We start from the raw sequence: 19,975 nt of genomic DNA, 5'->3' as shown, positions 1-19,975 counted from the left end.
TCGTATGTGGATTCATTGATGTCACGCAGACGCCATACTGACCTATGCGCGTCCGGGACGCAGATCAACGTCAGGATGACGCAGCATGCTAATGTGCTGCGCTTTCAAACACCTCGGAGATCTCTATGTTACTTCGCCTGGTAACCCTTATTGCGCTTGGCACGACGTGCCTGTCGGCAACGGCAGCTGACCAAAGCCATGCTCACCATCAGATGGGAATCCCTGAGGCATCTCAAGTGTGGTCGCGTGCCATGCCGCCCACCGCTCCGACCGGTGCGGTCTATTTCACCTTGCAAAACCCAGGTGATGCACCGGACCGACTGTTGGGCGTGCATACACCGCGCGCGAAGAAGGCTGAGCTGCATACCCACGTGCACGAAGGCGACATGATGCGCATGAAGCAGATTGATTCGATTGAAGTACCTGCGGGTGGCCAGATCGAGTTCAAGCCAGGCAGTAACCACGTCATGCTCTTCGAACTGAGCGCCCCGCTCGCTGCTGGTGAACGTTTCCCGCTGACCCTCGAATTCGAGCACGCAGGTGAAGTAACCGTCGAGGTGTCCATTCAGGACCAAGCTCCGACGCCAAGCGCTCATGAACACATGCAGCACTGACAGCGGGAAAGAGACGACGTCTGGCGTAAGCCAGGCCAGACGAGGGCCGCTTTCTGCGTCAAAGGGCCGGCTGATGCAGCTGGCCCCTCCTCCTTCATTTAGCCGTGTTTGCCTTTGCCGTTTCCGCCGGCTCGCTGCAATCAGGCCACTGTGTCAGATGCCCGTTTGCGTGCGCATGGTGACGAATTCTTCAGCAGCGGTCGGGTGAATGCCCACCGTATCGTCGAAGATTCGCTTGGTTGCGCCGGCCTTGAGCGCAACGGCCAAGCCCTGAATGATTTCTCCGGCCTCGGGGCCTGCCATGTGGCAGCCGAGCACCTTGTCGGTGTCCGCATCGACCACCAGTTTCATCAGGCTTCGCTCGAGGCTGTCGGTCATGGTCTGCTTCATCGGTCGGAAGCGGCTTTCAAACAGCACCACCTTGTGCCCTTTTTCGCGCGCTTGTTCTTCGGTCAACCCGACTGTCGCCATGTTTGGCAGGCTGAACACCGCTGTGGCGATATTGTGGTAGTCGACCGGCCGGTATTCCCCGGGCCTGAAGAGTTGCCGAGCCACCGCCATGCCTTCGGCAAGCGCGACGGGCGTTAGCTGGATCCGACCGATCACATCGCCGATTGCCAGGATTGACGGCGTCGTCGTGCGGAACTGATCGTCGATGGTAATGAAACCTCGCTTGTCCAGAGCTACGTCGACGTTTTCCAGCCCTAACCCATCAAGCATCGGCCGACGCCCGGTGGCGTAGAAAATGCAATCCGCTTCGAGGGTACGACCGTCTTCCAGCGTGGCAAGCAGCGTTCCGTCTGCCTGTTTGTCGATGCGGGTGATGTCAGCGTTGAACTGCAAGTCGAGACCCTTTTTGATCAGCTCATCCTTGAGATGATCGCGCAGCGAACCATCAAAACCGCGCAGGAACAGTTCTCCGCGATAGAGCAGCTTGGTATCCGCACCGCAGCCATGAAAGATTGAAGCGAATTCGACCGCGATATAGCCACCGCCCACCACCAGGACGCGCCGCGGCAGCTCATCAAGGTAGAAGGCTTCATTGGAGGTGATGGCATGCTCGCGTCCTGGGATATCCGGCACGAATGGCCAGCCGCCGGTAGCGATCAGAATGTGCTCGGCGCTGTAGTGCTTGCCCTCGACCTCGACGGTGTGGGGGGCGACCAGCCGTGCATGGGCCTGTAGCAGCGTAACGCCGCTGTCAGTCAACAGGTTCCTGTAGATGTCGTTGAGACGCTGGATCTCGCGATCCTTGTTGGCTATAAGCGAAGCCCAATCGAACCTGGCGCCGTCGATGGTCCAGCCATAGCCCTTGGCTTCGTGAATGTCTTCGGCATAGTGGGCGCCGTAGACCAGCAATTTCTTCGGCACACAGCCGACGTTCACACAGGTGCCGCCCAGGTAACGGCTTTCGGCTACCGCCACGCGGGCGCCATAGCCAGCTGCAAATCGGGCGGCACGGACGCCACCGGAACCGGCGCCGATGACGAATAGATCGAAGTCGTAAGCCATGAACTGTTGTCTCCCTTGTAGATCGCACAGCATAACCCAGCCCGTTGGCTGGATTCATTGAAGGAGCATCGCATGCGCCCTACCCTCACTCATCTCGCCCTGCACGTGCCCGATCTGGACGCCTGCATTGCCTTCTATGATCGATTCTGCGGAATGCGCGTGTTTCACGAGCGCGCTGGCAAAGGATCGCGCATTGTCTGGATGGCCGAGCCAGGAAAACAGCGTGAGTTCATTTTCGTGATCATGCCCGGCGGGCAGGACCGTGGATTGGCTGAAAATGACTACAGTCATTTTGGCTTTGCCCTGTCCAGTCGCGCCGAGGTTGATGCAATTGCTGACAGGGCGCGTCAGGTTGGCTGTCTGATCTGGGAGCCCAGGGACGAACCTTATCCCGTTGGCTATTACTGCGGCGTTCGCGACCCGGCTGGCAACTATGTCGAGTTCAGCTATGGTCAGCCCCTTGGGCCCGGCGCTGAAGAAATGCCCGTTCCCTGAACGCACAAAGCCACCCGGAGGTGGCTTCCTGCACAGCGCTAGTGTTTAGAACGCTTTGCCGGTCAGGTAGAAGTTTTCGTAGCAGAAGTTGGTGGCCGCGATATAGCCCTCGGCACTGCCGCAGTCGAAGCGCTGACCCTTGAACTTGTACGCCAGTACGCAACCGTCCTGAGCCTGGCGCATCAGCGCGTCGGTAATCTGGATCTCGCCGCCTTTGCCTGGCTCGGTCTGTTCAATCAGGTCGAAAATATCCGGCGTCAGGATGTAGCGACCAATAATTGCCAGGTTGGACGGTGCATCTTCCGGCTTGGGCTTCTCGACCATGTGGCTGACACGGAAAATGTCGTCACGGATCATCTCGCCGGCAATCACACCATATTTGCTGGTCTCTTCCGGCGGTACTTCCTGGATTGCAACGATCGAGCAACGGAACTGGTTGTACAACTTGACCATCTGCGCCAGGACCGGGTCACCGTTGAGGTTGATGCACAGGTCATCTGCCAGGACGACGGCGAACGGCTCGTCGCCGATCAGTGGGCGGCCGCTGAGAATCGCATGACCCAAACCCTTCATCTCGACCTGGCGGGTATACGAGAAACTGCATTCATCAATGAGTTTGCGGATGCCGACCAGGTATTTTTCCTTGTCGGTGTTACGGATCTGATGTTCGAGCTCGTAGCTGATATCGAAGTGGTCTTCCAGGGAGCGCTTGCCGCGACCGGTAACGATCGAAATTTGGCTCAGCCCAGCAGCCAGTGCCTCTTCAACCCCGTATTGAATCAGGGGCTTGTTCACTACCGGCAACATCTCCTTGGGCATGGCCTTGGTCGCAGGAAGGAAGCGCGTGCCATATCCGGCCGCAGGAAAAAGGCATTTCTTGATCATGTGAGTCCTTGAAAAGATGAGTCCGATTGATGCACTGCGCCTGGATCGGTCAGCAGCCATAACCTGCATGTCCCGCCAACGGCGACTGACTAGAGCCTACGACCGCCGAAACGCTTCGGGGTTCGAATACGGCTGGGCAAATTTAGCCATAAAAAAATACTGACGGATGGTCATTGACACGACCTCGGCATAGCGTGGACCGGCTCGTCGAAATTGCCAAGAGGCTTAGGGAAAAAGTTTGCCGTTGCGGCCTTCCAGTGCTCCTAGGAGCAATTGCGTGCGGAATGGACTTGCGCTGCCGAACGCTCGCCGAGCGATGAGGCAAGCGGCGTCAATACCGCTTTGGCGTCTCGGCATTTCTTGATCCAAATCAACAAACCTTACGGATTGATATCCGTTCATCGCGAGCCATGGCGCTGCGCCGTTGAACGGCGACTAGGATGTCGCCGGCTTTGCTGATAGCACTTTGCCTGCAGTCGGGCGGCGTCGAGATACCTTGTAAAGAGAAGGGATGTGCGGCCGATAAGTCAGGCAGATAGAGCGGCTAAGCCCTGAAGCGGACGCCCGCTGTGGTCCGTCGCGTCCTCGTGAAGGTTTCGTTTTCGTGTAGCAGCAGTACTTAAGGAACAGGATGAACAGTACCTCTCCAGCTCGGCAAATGTCCGTTCAAACAAAAATCAACCTGGCCCTGTTGGTGGTGTTCGCCCTGGTCCTGGCAGCCTCCCTGTTCTATTCGGCGGGTTCGGAGAAACAACTGATACTCCATGTCGTCGAACAGCAAACCAAGGATACGGCTGACTCCTATTTCGACAGTATCAACACCATGATGCTGACCGGCACCATGGGCCAGCGTGAAGTGCTGCGTGACAAGATTCTTGCCCGGCCGGGAGTGATCGACGCACGCATCATCCGCGGCGAGCCAGTCGCCAAGGTTTTCGGCCCCGGATTCGAGCATCAGGCGCCCAAGGACGAACTGGACAAACGTGCGCTTGCTGGCGACGCCACCGTGGAAGTGAGCGAGGGACTGAATGGCCGTGTACTGACGGTGATCAATCCGATCCACGCGCAACAGGATTACCGCGGCACCAATTGCCTGACCTGCCACCAGGTCCCACAGAACACGGTGATGGGCGCGGTCCGTATCAGCTACGATCTGTCCGCACTGGATGGCGAGGTGCATCGCAACATTCTGACTTCAGCCGTGATCCAGGCGCTGTTGCTACTGGCGGGTATGGTCGTCATGGGCTACATCATCCGCCGGGTGATCATCAGCCGTATCAACGACATGCGTAACACCATGGAGGCGATGACAGAGGACGAAGACCTCAGTCGTACTGTGGCTGTCCACGCCCAGGATGAAGTCGGCGCCATGGGCACTGCGTTCAACCGCATGATCTTCAAATTCCGCAGCAGTCTGGAAGCGGTGGCCGCCGTGACCCACCAGCTGGGTGAGGTATCGAATCGAGTGTCGAGCGTTGCGGAAAAGACCCAGACCGCAGTCATGGAGCAGCGCAGTGAAACCGACATGGTCGCCTCGGCCATGAATGAAATGAGCGCGACGGTTCAGGAAGTGGCTCGGCATGCTAACGAGACAGCATCGGCTTCGAGCGGCGCCGATGATGAATCGCGCGTTGGCGTCAACCTCGCAACCGAGGCACTGGACGGCATCGAGGTGTTGATTCAGGACATCGAAAAAGCGGCACATGTGATCAAGCAGGTAGAAACGGACAGTGTCAGCATCGGCATGGTGCTGAACGTCATCAACGGTATTGCCGAGCAAACTAACCTTCTTGCACTGAATGCTGCCATCGAGGCCGCTCGCGCCGGAGAACAGGGCCGCGGCTTCGCTGTGGTTGCCGATGAGGTTCGCACCCTCGCCTCGCGCACGCAGAAGTCGACCGAAGAAATCCAGCGCACTATCGAGCAACTGCAAACAGGAGTCCGTAACGCCGTACAGGCGATGGAAGGCGCCCAGGTTCGCGCACAAACCGGTTCGGACTGCGTAGCCAAGACCGCTCAGAGCCTCACCGTGATCGCGGGCGAAGTGAATACCATCAACGGCATGAACACCCAGATTGCCACGGCGGCCGAAGAGCAGAGCGCGGTTGCCGAAGAGATCAACCGCAACATCACCACTATCAGTACGATTGCTGACACTACCTTGGCCGATGCGTCTCAAACCTCACAGATCAGTGAAGAGCTTGTGCAGCTGGCGGCCGAGCTGAATCGTCTGGTTAGCCAGTTCCGGCTGTAATCACGAATGGCAGCTGCCGCGCATGCGGCAGCTTGACCTACTATCTATGTGATGACCGCTCGGCGTCCGCGCGTCCAGCCTGTCCTGTTCTTGATCTGGGACAGGCCTGGTCTGGCTCGGGAAACGCGATAATTCGCGCCAAGATGTCGCAGGCTGCCGACCGCCCTGCCCGGCTTAGCCATTCACAATCATGCAATCAAGGTGAAACCCTACATGGACCAAACGCCGAGCTTTAACCGCGCCCTGGTCGAGAAATATGACCGTCCCGGTCCTCGCTATACCTCCTACCCCACTGCCCCGCAGTTTCATCAGGCCTTTGCCATCGATGACTACCGCAGCGCTGCGCAGGTGACCAACGAGGCCCCGACGCCCAAGCCGCTGTCGGTGTACATCCATATCCCGTTCTGCAAAAGCCTCTGCTATTACTGCGCCTGCAACAAGATCATTACGCACAAGACCGATCGCGCCGTTGAGTACCTCGATTACCTCAAGCGCGAAATCAGGATGCAGGCCGCGCTCTTCGACCGCTCGCGCAAGCTGACTCAGCTGCACCTTGGAGGCGGCACCCCAACCTATCTCAGCAGTGAACAGCTGGCTGATCTCATGGCGACGCTGCACGACGCGTTCAACATGGACGACAGTGACAATCACGAGTTTTCGCTGGAAGTCGATCCACGTACCGTGACCCCGGCTCAGATCCATCAGCTACGCGAGCTTGGCTTCAATCGCTTGAGCTTTGGCGTACAGGATTTCGACGAGCAGGTGCAGATTGCAGTCAACCGCATCCAGACTGAAGAACAGACCCGAGAGCTCGTCCAGGCTGCGCGTGACGCCCGATTCAAGTCGATCAGCGTTGACCTCATCTATGGCCTGCCGCTGCAGACCGTTGAAAGCTTCGGCGTGACGTTGGACAAGATCATCGACATCCGCCCGGATCGAATTGCGGCTTACAGCTATGCGCATCTGCCGGATCTGGTCCGGGCGCAAAAGCTGATTCGCCCGGAAGACATGCCGCCGCCCGAGCGAAAGCTCGAACTGTTGGAATTGACCATTCGACGGCTCACCGAGGCGGGCTACGTCTACATCGGCATGGATCACTTCTCCCTGCCTGACGACGAACTGACCCTCGCCCGTGCCAATGGCACGCTGCAGCGCAACTTTCAGGGCTACTCGACCCATGCCGATTGTGACCTGATCGGACTCGGCATTTCGTCCATCGGTAAGGTCGGCAACAGTTACAGCCAGAACGTAAAGGAGCTGTCGCAGTATTACGCTCGGCTCAACGACGGCATGCTGCCAGTGCACCGCGGCTATCAGCTCAGCGAGGACGATCGCCTGCGTCGCGACGTGATCGTTTCATTGATGTGCCATGGCCGCATCGATTACGCCGAAATCGAACAACGCTACGGCATCGACTTCCAGGATTATTTCGCCGACTCGCTGGCCAAGCTGGACGAACATGTCGCCGACGGCCTGGTGGAAATCAATGACGATGCCCTGGTTCTGTTGCCTCAGGGGCAGTTGATGTTGCGCAACGTCGCCATGGCCTTCGACGCCTATCTGGGCGGCGAGCAGCGGGGCCGTTTTTCCCGCACGGTCTGATCCTCATTGCGCTCAACCCACCCGGTCAAGGCTCGGGTTGAGCGCCAAGCCTTACTCTAGGGCTGTCCAAGCCCCGCCGATGCAGAGGTCGTCGCCACTGATCGTCCAGGCATTGCCAAAACCATTGATAACTGTATAAATACACAGCCTTGTGGGCGCCATGCCCATGCTCGACCGAACCGGACGTTCGATGCGCCAGGCGCTGGAAAACCCCTTCTATTACCTCGACAACTTTCGCCAAGTGCTCGCCTGGGTCGGTGAGCGCCACGGTGATCTGCTGCACGATCACGAGCGCGCCTTTCTCGACCATTTTCATCAGGTTCCGCAAGCCGCGCAGGCATTGCTGGTGCGCATGGTGATGCGCAAAGGCACGCTGTTTCGCGCGAGCAAGCTGCGCTACGCGGAGATTGGCTGCCCAATGCAGGCATCCGTTGCGCTTATCGAGCACGGCTGGATCGAGATCAACCCGATGCTGGATCTGGTCCAGCTATTTGCTCTGCTGAAAAAAGACGAACTGCTTCGCGTCTGCGGCGGTGCTGCAAACACTGGCCAGCGCAAGAGCGATTTGTTCCAGTGCCTGCTGGACAAGGCGCCCCAGCCAAAGCCGTTTTCCAGCTGGTGTGAAGGGCTTGAGGACGCGGCGTTCGCACTGACTATTGGCGATCTGGGCGACCGCTTGCGGCTGATGTTCTTCGGCAACATCCATCAGGACTGGTCCGAATTCGTGCTCGCCGATCTAGGCATTTTTCGCTACGAGCAGGTCGCTTTTTCCCCGGCTTCCCGTGCTTTCCATGCGCGCGCTGATGTGGATGCCTATCTGCACCTGCATCACTGTCGTGAACGCTTCGAGTCGGGAGAAATGGTAGAAGCAGTGCTATCCGATATTCCGCCGACACCGTACGCCAATGACTGGCTGGAACATCGCCGCGGCAAATTGCTGTTGAGCATCGCCAGACAATGCGAGCGCAACGGAGATCTGTCCTTGGCGCTGCGCCTGCATGCAGCCAACCGCTACCCCGGCTCACGCGAACGCGCGATTCGGGTGCTGGAGCGTTGCGACCAACCAGAGGCCGCCATGCACCTGGCCCTGACAGCGCAGGCTGCGCCTGAAAGCGAGCATGAAGCCCAGCAACTGCAGCGCATTCTGCCGCGCCTGTTACGCGCTCTGGGCAAGCCGGCCGTGTGTCAGGTGCGCGCAGCGCAGCCAGAGCGCATAGATCTGATCCTGCCCAGGCCCGACGGCATGAGCGTCGAGCAGGCCGTACGCGCGCACCTCGGTCGCAGCGATGCGCCGGTTTACTACGTTGAAAACGCGCTGATCAATTCGCTGCTTGGTCTGCTCTGTTGGGACGCTATTTTCGCGCCTTTGCCCGGCGCGTTCTTTCACCCGTTTCACGCCGGCCCGGCTGATCTGACCCGACCTGATTTCCATGCTCGTCGTGCCGGCTTGTTCGACGCCTGCCTGAGCAAGCTCGGCACTGACGAATACCGTGTCTGCATTCGTCGCACGTTTCGAGAAAAGTTTGGCCTGCAGTCGCATTTCGTCAGCTGGGGGCTGTTCGACGAGGCATTGCTGGAGCTGGCACTCGCCTGTATCCCAGCCGCGCATCTGCGCGCATTTTTTCAGCGCATCCTTGAGGATGTGCCCAACCATCGCAGTGGCTTGCCGGACCTCATTCAGCTGTGGCCTGGTGAAGAGCGTTATCGATTGATCGAAGTTAAAGGGCCCGGCGACCGCTTGCAGGACAATCAGAAGCGCTGGATCGAATTCGCGCTGAGGCAGCAGATTCCGCTCGCGGTCTGCTACGTGCAGTGGTTGGAGGCTGCGCCTTGAGTTATCGGGTCGCGGTGCGAGCCCTGTGCGAGTTCACCGCCAAACAGGGTGACCTGGATCTGCGCTTCACGCCCTCGCCTACCGCGCTGGAAGGTATCGCCGGTCACGCCACAGTCACCGCGCGGCGTGGCGATGGGTACGAACGGGAGGTCACGCTTGAAGGCACCTACCGCAATCTATGCGTGCGCGGCCGCGCCGATGGCTACGACCCAACGAAGAATCAGCTGGAAGAAATCAAAACCTACCGAGGTGACCTTGCCCGGCAACCGGACAACCACCGCCACCTGCACTGGGCGCAAGCCAAGGTTTATGGTTGGTTGCTCTGCCAGATGCGCTCGCTGCAGTCACTGGATATCGCATTGGTGTATTTCGATGTGGTCAGCCAGAAGGAAACCCTGCTGATCGAAACCTGCAGCGCTGAAGATCTGCAGGCGTTTTTCGAAACCCAGTGTCAACGCTTCATTGTCTGGGCAGAACAGGAGCTGGTCCATCGAGCCGAGCGTGACCAGGCATTACGGCTTCTGACATTCCCCTACGGTGAGTTTCGTAGGGGCCAGCGGCAGCTCGCCGAAGCGGTGTACAAGGCTGCCTGCACCGGTACCCACCTGATGGCGCAGGCGCCAACCGGTATTGGCAAAACGCTCGCAACCCTGTTTCCGCAACTGAAAGCAGCCCCCGGTCAGCAGCTCGACAAGCTGTTTTTTCTCACAGCGAAAACCTCCGGTCGGCAGTTGGCACTGGACGCACTTGCCAGCCTGAAGGCCTCGTCGCCGTTGCGCGTGCTGGAACTGATCGCACGGGACAAAGCCTGCGAGCATCCGGACAAAGCCTGTCATGGCGAATCATGCCCGCTTGCGCGTGGCTTTTATGATCGCCTTCCCGCTGCGCGCGCCGAGGCCATAAGACGACCGTTTCTCGATCAGTCGACGCTGCGCGAGGTGGCCGTGGCCCATCAGGTCTGCCCCTATTACCTCAGTCAGGAAATGGCTCGCTGGGCCGATGTGGTCGTTGGCGACTACAACTATTACTTCGATCTGAGCGCCCTGCTCTATAGTTTGACGCTGGTCAATCAGTGGCGCATCGGGTTGATGGTGGACGAGGCCCACAACCTGCTGGAACGCGCCAGGGCGATGTACAGCGCCGAGTTGGACATTCGCAGTTTCAAAGGCTTACGGAAGATACTTCCGGCAGCACTTAAGAGGCCAGTCGAGCGTGTGCTGCGCTGCTGGGGTGATGTGCACCGTCTGCAGACCCTGAGCTATCAGGTCCAGCCGGAATTGCCACACAAGCTTCTTGGCGCGCTGCAACAGGCGGTCAGCGCAATCACCGAGCATCTCGCGGAAAACCCCGCAGGTCTCGATCCGGCGCTGCAGTTGGTGTACTTCGATGCGATGCATTTCTGCCGGCTCGCTGAGCTGTTCGGAGATCACTCGCTGTTCGACTGCACGCTGCTCACGACACGGAGTGAGACACGCGCCTCTGTGCTCTGTTTACGCAACGTGCTACCTGCGCCGTTTCTGAAGGCGCGCCTACTCGAAGCGCGCTCATGCGTGCTGTTTTCAGCCACCCTCAGCCCGCCGCGTTTCTACGCCGACACCCTCGGACTGCCGCTCAATCACGTTTGGCTCGATGTGGATTCGCCTTTTCAGGCCGAACAGTTGCAGGTGCGTCTGGCTCGGCACATTTCGACCCGCTATCACGACCGTTACGCTTCACTTCAGCCGATTGTCGATTTGCTCGTCGAGCAATTTCGGGAACGTCCTGGCAACTACCTGGCGTTCTTCAGCAGCTTTGACTACTTGCAGCAGGTGACCAAGCTGCTCGCTGCGCAGCATCCGCAGCTGCCCTTTTGGGAGCAGACACGGAGCATGAATGAAGAGGCGCGCCATGCCTTCCTTGCACGTTTCACGGACGAAAGCTGCGGCATTGGCTTTGCCGTACTGGGTGGTGCTTTTTCCGAAGGTATCGACCTGCCGGGTCGGCGCCTAATCGGCGCGTTTGTCGCTACGTTGGGACTGCCACAGGTCAACCCCGTCAATGAGCAGATGAAAGCGCGAATGGATCAATTGTTCGGCACGGGCTACGACTACACCTATCTCTACCCTGGGCTGCAAAAGGTTGTGCAGGCCGCCGGCCGGGTCATTCGCACCACCGAAGACGTCGGCGTTGTTCACTTGATCGACGACCGCTTCGCCAGGCAAGACATCAGACGACTCCTCCCTTTTTGGTGGGGCTCGGCAATATAGGCAGAGTTATCTAAAGGTCATCATATCTCTATGGTTTGATGGCCAATGCTATCCGCATGCTCTTTGAGGGCCCAAAAACCGCCAATACAGAGTACTAGACGAAAGTCTGAGCCCTCACAATTCTTTACAAATAGAATTGACAAGTGACACTCCGCAGCCATAATCCGATCTGTCGTACGACAACTGATATCAGGTCTTTTGCGTCGACAGCGTCGCTTTTAACAGCGGTCGCGCTTTATCCCGCCTCGTCTTTGACAACTGTAGAACGGGGCGGACTACTTAAAAAAGGGAGCACAACAACAATGACCCCACGCAATTCTTTGTCTGCCGCCGTCTTCGCAGGCACTCTGTCGCTGGCGCTCGGCATCCCTGCCGCCGCTTACGCCGCGGACGGTTTTGTCGAAGGCAGCAAGGTCACACTCAACGCTCGTAACTTCTACATCAACCGTAATTTTGTAGACCCAGCCTACAACGGTGGCCAGAACAAGGCCGAAGAATGGACGCAGAGCTTCATTCTCAATGCTCAGTCCGGCTACACCCCGGGCCCGATCGGTTTTGGCGTTGATGTGCTGGCCGGTTTGGCAGTCAAGCTCGACGGCGGTGGCGGTACCTATGGAACTGGCCTGCTTCCGACTCACGGCAAGGGTGCTGATCGCCACCCTGCGGATGACTTCGGTCGGATAGCCGTGGCCGCCAAAGCAAAAATGTCGGAAACCGAACTGCGTGTCGGTGAATGGCAGGTTGTTGTGCCCGTGCTCCGTGCGGATGACGGCCGCTCGCTGCCGCAAACCTTCCAGGGTGGCATGGTTACATCCAAGGAAATCACGAACCTGGCACTGTACGGCGGCCAGATGCGCCAGAACAGCACACGTGATGACGCCAGCATGGAAGACATGTTCTTCGGTGGTGCCAGTTCGGATCGCTTCAACTTCGCTGGCGGTGAATACTCATTCACCGACAAGACCAAAGTCGGCCTGTGGCACGCCCGTCTCGAAGACATTTACCAGCAGAGCTACGTCCAGTTGTTGCACGTGCAGCCGCTCGGAGAGGACTTCGCTTTTACCGCAAACCTCGGCTACTTCACCGGCAAGGATGAAGGCAGCGCTCTGGCAGGTGATCTGGACAACAAAACCTACTCCGGTTTGTTCGGCCTGCAAGCCGGTGCCAACACTTTCTACGTCGGCCTGCAAAAAGTCAGCGGTGATCAGTGGATGCGTGTCAACGGAACCAGCGGAGGATCGCTGGCGAACGATAGCTTCAACTCTGCTTACGATGCGGCCGATGAGCGCTCCTGGCAGATTCGCCACGACTACAACTTCGCTGGCGTCGGTATCCCTGGCCTTGTCCTGATGAACCGTTATATCAGCGGCGACAACATCACCACAGCAAGCGGTAACGAAGGCTCAGAATGGGGGCGCGAATCCGAGCTGGCTTACACCGTACAAAGCGGCGCTTTGAAGAACCTGAACATCAAGTGGCGTAACTCCAGCATGCGTCGTGACAGCTCGTTCAGCCGTAACGAGTTTGACGAGAACCGTCTGATCTTCAACTACCCGATCTCGATCTTGTAAGCGTCACCACCACGCTGGACGCAACACTCCTCGCTCCTGTTGCGGAAACTTTCGCCCGTCCTAGTGACGGGCTTTTTTTTTGCTGCCAACAGTGCTCAGCAGAGTGAAAAAGCCCATACCGTGCATCGAAACATCTCAAACAGCCGGGTGCTATTGACTTGAGCGCCTATACTGTGCTTGTCCGCTGACGAATGCCGAATTGTGGGGTGCTGTGAGGCATCGACTATCGCCAGACAGGTCGTAGTCTTCCCTTCACAGCCGTGGGCAGGCCTTGTGCGTGCCTTCCGGCATAGCCAACGGTGATCGTTATGAATCAGCTTTCACACACCGCGACGGATGCATTTCAGGCGGCATTTGCGGGCACGCTCGTTTTCCCCGAAGATCCCCAATACAACGAAGTGCGCCAGATCTGGAACGGCATGATCGATCGCCGTCCTTCTCTGATCGCCCGCTGCGGTTCAGCTGACGATGTGGTTCGGTCTTTGGACTTCGTTCGCCAACACGACCTGCCTTTCTCTATCCGCGGCGGCGGACACAATATTGCTGGGAATGCAGTCTGTGACGGCGGCCTGATGATCGATCTATCGCTTATGAAAGACGTCAGTATCGATCCGGAACAACGTCGAGGCTATGTAGAGCCGGGCTGCACGCTGGCTGACTTCGATGCGGCTGCACAAGCACACGGCTTGGCCACGCCTCTGGGCATAAACTCCACCACGGGCGTGGCCGGGCTGACCCTAGGCGGCGGCTTTGGTTGGCTCAGCCGAAAATACGGCATGACCATAGACAGCCTGCTGGGGGCGGATGTGATAGTCGCCGATGGCCGTCAGCTGCACGCCAGTGAATCCGAAAACCCTGATCTGTTCTGGGGGCTTCGAGGAGGTGGTGGAAATTTCGGCATCGTCACGCGCTTCGAATTTCAGCTGCATCCCGTGGGGCCAAACGTGTTGTGCGGCCTCATCGTCTACCCGTTTGAACAGGCGAAATCCGTTATCACCCACTTCGCTCGTTTCACCGAAACGATGCCGGACGAGCTCAACGTCTGGATGGTTGCCCGAAAGGCGCCCCCGCTGCCGTTTTTGGCCGAGGAGGTCCACGGGAAAGAAATCGTTGTGCTAGCGATCTGTTACGCAGGCGAGCCCGATGACGGCATGAAACATATCGAGGCACTGAGACAGTTCGGTTCTGCCTATGGCGAGCACATCGGTGTGCAGCCGTATGTCGATTGGCAGCAGGTCTTCGATCCGCTATTGACTCCGGGCTCCCGAAACTACTGGAAATCCCACAATTTCTCGGCGCTGGACGATGGGCTGATCGATACAGTCATCGAATACGCCAATGCACTGCCTTCACCGCAATGCGAGATATTCGTCGCTACGATCGGTGGCGAGACAGGACGAACCAACCCTGACGCCATGGCTTACTCGAGTCGTGACGCCAACTATGTGATGAATGTACATGTTCGTTGGGAATCGCCTGATGAAGATGCTCGTTGCATTGCCTGGGCGCGGGAGTTTTTTGACCGTACGCAGTCTTTCGCCAGTGGTGGCGCATACGTGAACTTTCTGACCAGTGATGAAGCTGAACGCACCGCCTTCGCTTACGGTACGAGCTACCAGCGACTGGTAGATCTGAAAAGGAAGTTCGATCCGACGAATCTCTTCCGCATCAACCAGAACATCAGCCCGGCGTGACCGCCCGCGAGCGCTCTTGGATGGGCGCTCGCAACCCCTTCCTCACCCTTTGACGGCACGTCATCGCCACTTGAGTGAGACGCTACTGGACGGTGCGAGTCATACGCCGAATCTGCAGCTTGCAACTGACCTGCATTGTTTCGGCAGGCGGTAAAACCCGCATTCCGTTGGTGATCGGATCGTCCATGCAAAGAGCATTGTTGGCATGAGAAACCGGCTCGACGGCAAAAAAACCCATCTCTGCCGGTGGCGTAAACACGACCATATGGTCGAGTGACTCGCTGGGGTGCATGGTCAGCTCTACCCGTTTGTCCGGCCAGCGGACGGTGACGGGCCTGGTGCGTCCTACAAAACAATTGTCCAGGCCGGGTTGCTGAAGTGGCTTTTCCGCTGAGAAATCCCACCCAGCAGGGATCGGTGTTTTCTGAGAAGGCAGGTTTTGGGTGTCGTTCTGCCAGACAGCCTGCGCTTCGAACTGCAACCGGCACGTCTCATGGCGCAGGAAATACGGATGCCAGCCAAGTCCGGCGGGCATCGAGCGGCTGTCGGTGTTGCGCAACCGCAGTTGGAGTGCAACGCCGGTATCGTCGAGTTTGATCTCATGTTCCACCTCGAAGGCGAATGGCCAATCAAGCACGCCATCCTCCTCCGGCTGATGGGTAAAGGTCAGGCGAAGGCTGGTCGAGGTCTGCGCGGTCAGGCGCCAGGCGCGCTTCCAGGCAACACCGTGAATCGGCAAGGGGTGCTCGGCAGACAGGTTGCGCAGCGCATAACGCACGCCCTCATGCACGAACCCAGCGTCGCCGACACGATTGGAAAATGGTGCAAGGACAAAACAGCTGGTACGTCGCACGCTGTCGGAGCCGTCCCAAGGCCGTAGCACATCGATGCCATCGACGCTCAATCGAGTGATTGCCCCGCCCAATGCTGGGCAAACCGACAGTCGCAGTGATTCGTGCTGAAGCTCGACCTCGGTCAGGGCGAGAAGCTCAGGCATGCGCCGTCTCCTATGAAAGCCGTTTGAATGGCGCCCAGCACCTGCGGGCTTTTGGCTCGCGGCGCTGGGCGCCCAGGGGATGCCACTCTATAAGTCTTTAACCGAGGCTTGTGGCCAAGGCCTCCGGCAACCGAAGCTGCCGACTCATCTGAACCGCACGGGTGTGTGTGCTCAGACTGCCGTCAGCACCTCGCCGCGTTCGAGGAACACACGCAGGTTGGCAAACAGCAACTCTTCCATGGCCAGCCGAGTTTCCTCGGTGGCGCTGCCAATGTGCGGCAGCAGGACGACATTGGGCAGGTCCATCAGGGCCTGGGGCACGTTGGGCTCGTGTGCGTATACATCGAGACCCGCGCCGCCGAGCCGGCCTTGCGTCAAGGCCTCGACCAACGCGGGCTCGTCGATCACCGTGCCGCGCGCGACGTTGACCACGATCCCCTTCGAGCCCAGTGCATCGAGTACGTCTCGATTGATCAGGTGGCGGGTGCTCTCCCCGCCCGGACACGTCAGAACCAGAAAATCGCTCCACTTCGCCAGCTCGATCAGGTTGGCTTCGTAGCCGTAGGCACTGCCCTCCACCGGGCGCCGGTTGTGGTAGCGCACCTGCATGTCGAAGCCGCTGGAGCGCTTGGCCACCGTCTCACCAATGCGCCCCATGCCGACGATGCCCAGTCGTTTGCCGCTCACTTGCTTCGCCAACGGCACGCCGCCGGAAGGCCATTCGCCCGCGCGTACGAAGCGGTCGGCACGCGAGATCTGTCTTGCGGTGTCGATGACCAAGCCGAATGCCAGATCCGCAACACAATCATTGAGTACGTCGGGCGTATTGCTCACCTGAATGTTGCGCGCCCGTGCGGCCGCCACGTCGATGGCGTCATAGCCGACGCCAAAACTGATGATCGCCCGAAGGTTGGGTAATTGTTCGATCAGCGCTGCGGTGCATCCGAAACGGCCCGACGTCACCACGACATCGATGCGCTGGGCGTGCTGGGCAACCAACGCATCGGCACCCTCCTCCCAAAAACGCAGCACCTCATGCTCCGCAGCCAGGCCGCGGTTGAACCGTTCAGTCAGGGGGCCGATCTGGAGTATGCAGGTCATAGAGTTACCTCGAAGGGGTGATGAGGCGGTGATGAGCGTACTCAGAGCACCTTGCCCGGATTCATCAGGCCGTTGGGATCGAACGTGGTCTTGATGGTGCGCATCAGTTCGAGTTCCAGCGGCTGCTTGTACAACCGCGCGGCGGCGCGCTTGGCCTGACCTAGCCCGTGCTCAGCGCTGATACTGCCGTTGAGTGCTGCGGTGGCCTCGTAGATGGCATGCATGATCGCCCCTTGCTGGGCCCTGAAGCTCGCGTCGTCAGACCCGACCGGTTTGCTGATGTTGTAGTGCAGATTGCCATCGCCAACATGACCGTAGGCGACGATGCGCACGCCGGGAAACCTTTCGAGCAAGTGCTGGTCGGTCGAATGGATGAACGCAGGAATGCTGCTCACCGGCACGCTGATGTCGTGCTTGAGGCTGGGGCCTTCATGGTTCTGCGCTTCGGAAATACCTTCACGCAGCGCCCACAGTGCCGCGACCTGCGCTTCGCTGCTGGCGACGACCGCATCGCTCACCAGCCCGCGCTCCAGGGCTTCGCCTATCCCGAGTTCAAGAAGGTCATTGAGCGGCGCGTCTGGTTGGGTATCGCTCAACTCGATCAGCACATACCAGGGGTGCGTCTCGACGAACGGATCGGAGCAGCCCGCGACGTGGCTGAGCACGAACTCAACACTCTGCCGCGACATCAGCTCGAACCCGGTCAGCCGATCGCCACAAAGGCCACGGATGATACCGATCAACTGAACCGCTGCGTCCGCGCTGGGCAATGCGACCCACGCAGTGGTCACGCTGCGCATGGCTGGATACAGCTTCAGCACCGCCGCGGTGATGACGCCAAGGGTGCCTTCGGAGCCGATGAACAGATGCTTTAGGTCGTAGCCTGTGTTGTCCTTGCGCAGCCCGCGCAAGCCATTCCAGATCTGCCCGTCGGGGAGTACCAATTCCAGTCCTAGTGTGAGGTCACGCATGTTGCCGTAGCGCAGCACGGCAGTGCCGCCGGCATTGGTGGCAAGGTTGCCGCCTATCGTGCAGCTACCCTGCGCGCCGAGGGACAGCGGGAATAGCCGCCCAGCGTCGGCGGCGGCTTCGTGAACCTTCTGCAGTATTACCCCTGCCTCGACCGTGATGGTTTCGTTCGTTGCATCGACCTCGCGGATACGGTTCATGCGCGTCAGGGACAGCACAACCTGTGTACCGCTGGCGTCCGGAATCGAGCCTCCGCACAAGCCGGTATTGCCGCCCTGTGGCACCAATGCAACTTGGTACTGGTTACAGAGCCGTACTACGGAGGCGACCTCTTCAGTGCTGGCCGGGCGAACTATTAGAGCAGCTTCACCACGGTAGGCGTTGCGCCAGTCGCTCAGATAGCTGTGCATGCGCTCGGCATCACGAATGATGCCGAGCACACCGACGACGCGTTCAACGGCGCGGATAAATTCGTCCGGCAGCTTGCTCATCTCGATCTCCGCAGTTGACCACTCGATGCAGCACATCACGCGGATGCGCTTTCGCGCTGTGGTCAGGTAATGGGCGCTGGGTTGAAGAGCACGATGTCGTTGTGCAGCCGGTGTTGTTCAGCCCAGGTCTTCTTGCGACCGCTGGCGATGTCCAGATAGTAGTGAAACAGCTCCCAGCCGAGCTCCTCGAGGGTGGCGCGGCCGCTGGCGATGCGTCCTGCGTCGATGTCGATCAGATCCGGCCAGCGTTCGGCCAGCTCGGTACGGGTCGCCACCTTGACCACCGGCGCCATGGCCAGGCCGTATGGCGTGCCGCGGCCGGTGGTGAACACGTGCAGGTTCATGCCGGCTGCCAACTGAAGCGTGCCGCAAACGAAATCGCTGGCAGGCGTCGCGCAGAATATGAGCCCCTTGCGATCAACCCGCTCACCCGGACCGACCACGCCATTGATGGCGCCGCTGCCTGATTTGACGATCGAGCCCAGGGACTTTTCGACGATATTCGACAGCCCACCTTTCTTGTTGCCCGGCGTGGTGTTGGCGCTGCGGTCGGCGGCTCCGCGCTCCAGGTACTGGTCGTACCAGTCCATCTCCGCGATAAGCGCGTCGGCGACTTCAGTCGACTCGGCACGGGCGGTTAGCATGTACACCGCGTCGCGCACCTCGGTGTTCTCGGAGAACATCACGGTGGCGCCGGCGCGAACCAACAAGTCCGAGGCGTAGCCCAGCGCTGGATTGGCGGTGATGCCGGAGAAAGCATCGCTGCCGCCGCACTGCATGCCCAGCACCAGTTCGGACGCCGGCACCGTCTCGCGGCGGCGCTGATCGAGCTTCTTCAGCCGCGTTTCGGCCAGGGCCATGATCTGCTCGATCATTTCGCCGAAGCCGGTGTTGGATTCCTGCAGGCGATAGAGCCAGGGATCGCGGAGATCCACAGAAGGATCGCCCTCGTGCATCACTTGCTCGGCCTGGAGCTTTTCGCAGCCGAGACTGATCACCAGTGCCTCGCCGCCCAGGTTCGGGTTGCGCGCCAGGTTGCGCACGGTGCGGATCGGGATGTAGGCGTCGCGGGCAGTGATCGCCACGCCACAGCCATAGCTGTGGGTCAGCGCGACTACGTCGTCGACGTTGGGGTATTTGGGCAGCAGCTCGTCACGGATGCGCTTGAGTGCATGCTCCAGCACGCCGGTCACGCACTGCACGGTCGTGCTGATGCCGAGGATATTGCGAGTGCCCACGGTGCCATCGGCGTTGCGATAGCCCTCAAAGGTGTAGCCCTCCAGCGGCTCGAGTTTGTCCGGCACGGCGTTTGCGCGCGGCAGGCTGTCGAGCGGCGGCGCGCTGGGCATCTTCAGCTGGGTTTCCTTGATCCAGGAGCCTTGGCGCAGTGGCTCGAGCGCGTAGCCAATGATCTGGCCATAACGGCGTACCGGCTCGCCTTCCGGTATATCGACCAGCGCGACCTTATGGCTCTGGGGCACATTTTCGACCGTCACCAAGCCGTCCTCGAACCGGGCACCGGTCGGTACACCACCATCGTTGACCACTACGGCCACGTTGTCCGCCTCGTTGAGGCGAATGTAACGTGGCGAATCCTGATGCTGAATCAATTCCACGGTGTCGTTCATCTCGGTCTCCGGTCAGGCCGGTTGGAGTTGTTATCTGCTAAATCGAAATGTGTTGCGCCAAATTCTTTCGGTCGTGCGACAT

The 19,975-nt window shown here is 59.2% G+C and carries 14 protein-coding genes; 8 read left to right on the top strand and 6 right to left on the bottom strand.

Annotated elements, in window-relative coordinates; all coding sequences use genetic code 11:
• Positions 1-125 precede the first annotated feature (125 nt).
• The gene (locus AAGW23_RS10420) at positions 126-614 is read left to right on the top strand and encodes a copper chaperone PCu(A)C (protein WP_342406419.1); all 489 of its coding nucleotides are present in this window, start codon (positions 126-128) and stop codon (positions 612-614) included.
• 153 nt (positions 615-767) lie between these two features.
• Here the strand turns inward: AAGW23_RS10420 and gorA are convergent, their stop codons facing one another.
• Entirely contained in the window at positions 768-2,126 is a 1,359-nt protein-coding gene (gene gorA / locus AAGW23_RS10415) for a glutathione-disulfide reductase (RefSeq protein WP_342406418.1), read from the bottom strand.
• 72 nt (positions 2,127-2,198) lie between these two features.
• On the opposite strand from gorA, the gene AAGW23_RS10410 reads away from it, so the two are divergent.
• Positions 2,199-2,621 (top strand): VOC family protein, encoded by a 423-nt coding sequence (locus tag AAGW23_RS10410; protein ID WP_342406417.1) that lies wholly within the window; start codon positions 2,199-2,201, stop codon positions 2,619-2,621.
• Between the two features lie 45 nt (positions 2,622-2,666).
• Here the strand turns inward: AAGW23_RS10410 and galU are convergent, their stop codons facing one another.
• Positions 2,667-3,506: a UTP--glucose-1-phosphate uridylyltransferase GalU gene (gene galU / locus AAGW23_RS10405; protein ID WP_342406416.1), complete on the bottom strand. Its 840-nt coding sequence runs from the start codon at positions 3,504-3,506 to the stop codon at positions 2,667-2,669.
• 631 nt (positions 3,507-4,137) lie between these two features.
• On the opposite strand from galU, the gene AAGW23_RS10400 reads away from it, so the two are divergent.
• The 6 genes from AAGW23_RS10400 to AAGW23_RS10375 all read left to right on the top strand — a co-directional run bounded on the left by AAGW23_RS10400 (position 4,138) and on the right by AAGW23_RS10375 (position 14,707).
• The gene (locus AAGW23_RS10400; RefSeq protein WP_342406415.1) at positions 4,138-5,760 is read left to right on the top strand and encodes a HAMP domain-containing methyl-accepting chemotaxis protein; all 1,623 of its coding nucleotides are present in this window, start codon (positions 4,138-4,140) and stop codon (positions 5,758-5,760) included.
• Positions 5,761-5,973: 213 nt separating this feature from the next.
• The gene (hemN, locus tag AAGW23_RS10395) at positions 5,974-7,362 is read left to right on the top strand and encodes an oxygen-independent coproporphyrinogen III oxidase (protein ID WP_342406414.1); all 1,389 of its coding nucleotides are present in this window, start codon (positions 5,974-5,976) and stop codon (positions 7,360-7,362) included.
• A 190-nt stretch (positions 7,363-7,552) separates the two neighbouring features.
• Positions 7,553-9,196 carry a VRR-NUC domain-containing protein gene (locus AAGW23_RS10390; protein ID WP_342406491.1) on the top strand — a complete coding sequence of 548 codons (1,644 nt, stop codon included), beginning with the start codon at positions 7,553-7,555 and terminating at the stop codon, positions 9,194-9,196.
• Entirely contained in the window at positions 9,193-11,442 is a 2,250-nt protein-coding gene (locus AAGW23_RS10385) for an ATP-dependent DNA helicase (protein WP_342406412.1), read from the top strand. Before AAGW23_RS10390 ends, AAGW23_RS10385 begins: the two co-directional genes overlap by 4 nt.
• 302 nt (positions 11,443-11,744) lie before the next feature.
• Complete coding sequence (locus AAGW23_RS10380; protein ID WP_342406411.1) at positions 11,745-13,013, top strand: OprD family porin; 1,269 nt, start codon at positions 11,745-11,747, stop codon at positions 13,011-13,013.
• A gap of 308 nt (positions 13,014-13,321) precedes the next feature.
• Positions 13,322-14,707: an FAD-binding oxidoreductase gene (locus tag AAGW23_RS10375; RefSeq protein ID WP_342406409.1), complete on the top strand. Its 1,386-nt coding sequence runs from the start codon at positions 13,322-13,324 to the stop codon at positions 14,705-14,707.
• Between the two features lie 82 nt (positions 14,708-14,789).
• Here AAGW23_RS10375 and AAGW23_RS10370 read toward each other — a convergent pair whose 3' ends face one another.
• From AAGW23_RS10370 to garD, 4 genes are all read right to left on the bottom strand, one after another.
• A complete protein-coding gene (locus AAGW23_RS10370) occupies positions 14,790-15,704 on the bottom strand; it encodes an aldose 1-epimerase (RefSeq protein WP_342406408.1) in 915 nt (304 codons plus the stop codon).
• A 171-nt stretch (positions 15,705-15,875) separates the two neighbouring features.
• A complete protein-coding gene (locus AAGW23_RS10365; protein WP_342406407.1) occupies positions 15,876-16,805 on the bottom strand; it encodes a 2-hydroxyacid dehydrogenase in 930 nt (309 codons plus the stop codon).
• Between the two features lie 41 nt (positions 16,806-16,846).
• Positions 16,847-18,265, bottom strand: a complete 1,419-nt coding sequence (locus AAGW23_RS10360) for an FAD-binding oxidoreductase (RefSeq protein ID WP_342406406.1) — start codon at positions 18,263-18,265, stop codon at positions 16,847-16,849.
• A 62-nt stretch (positions 18,266-18,327) separates the two neighbouring features.
• Positions 18,328-19,881 (bottom strand): galactarate dehydratase, encoded by a 1,554-nt coding sequence (gene garD / locus AAGW23_RS10355; RefSeq protein WP_342406490.1) that lies wholly within the window; start codon positions 19,879-19,881, stop codon positions 18,328-18,330.
• Between the last annotated feature and the right edge of the window lie 94 nt (positions 19,882-19,975).

Source organism: Stutzerimonas chloritidismutans (genome assembly GCF_038562055.1).
Taxonomy (GTDB): Bacteria; Pseudomonadota; Gammaproteobacteria; order Pseudomonadales; family Pseudomonadaceae; genus Stutzerimonas; species Stutzerimonas chloritidismutans_A.
This window is presented reverse-complemented; position numbering and strand designations above follow the sequence as displayed.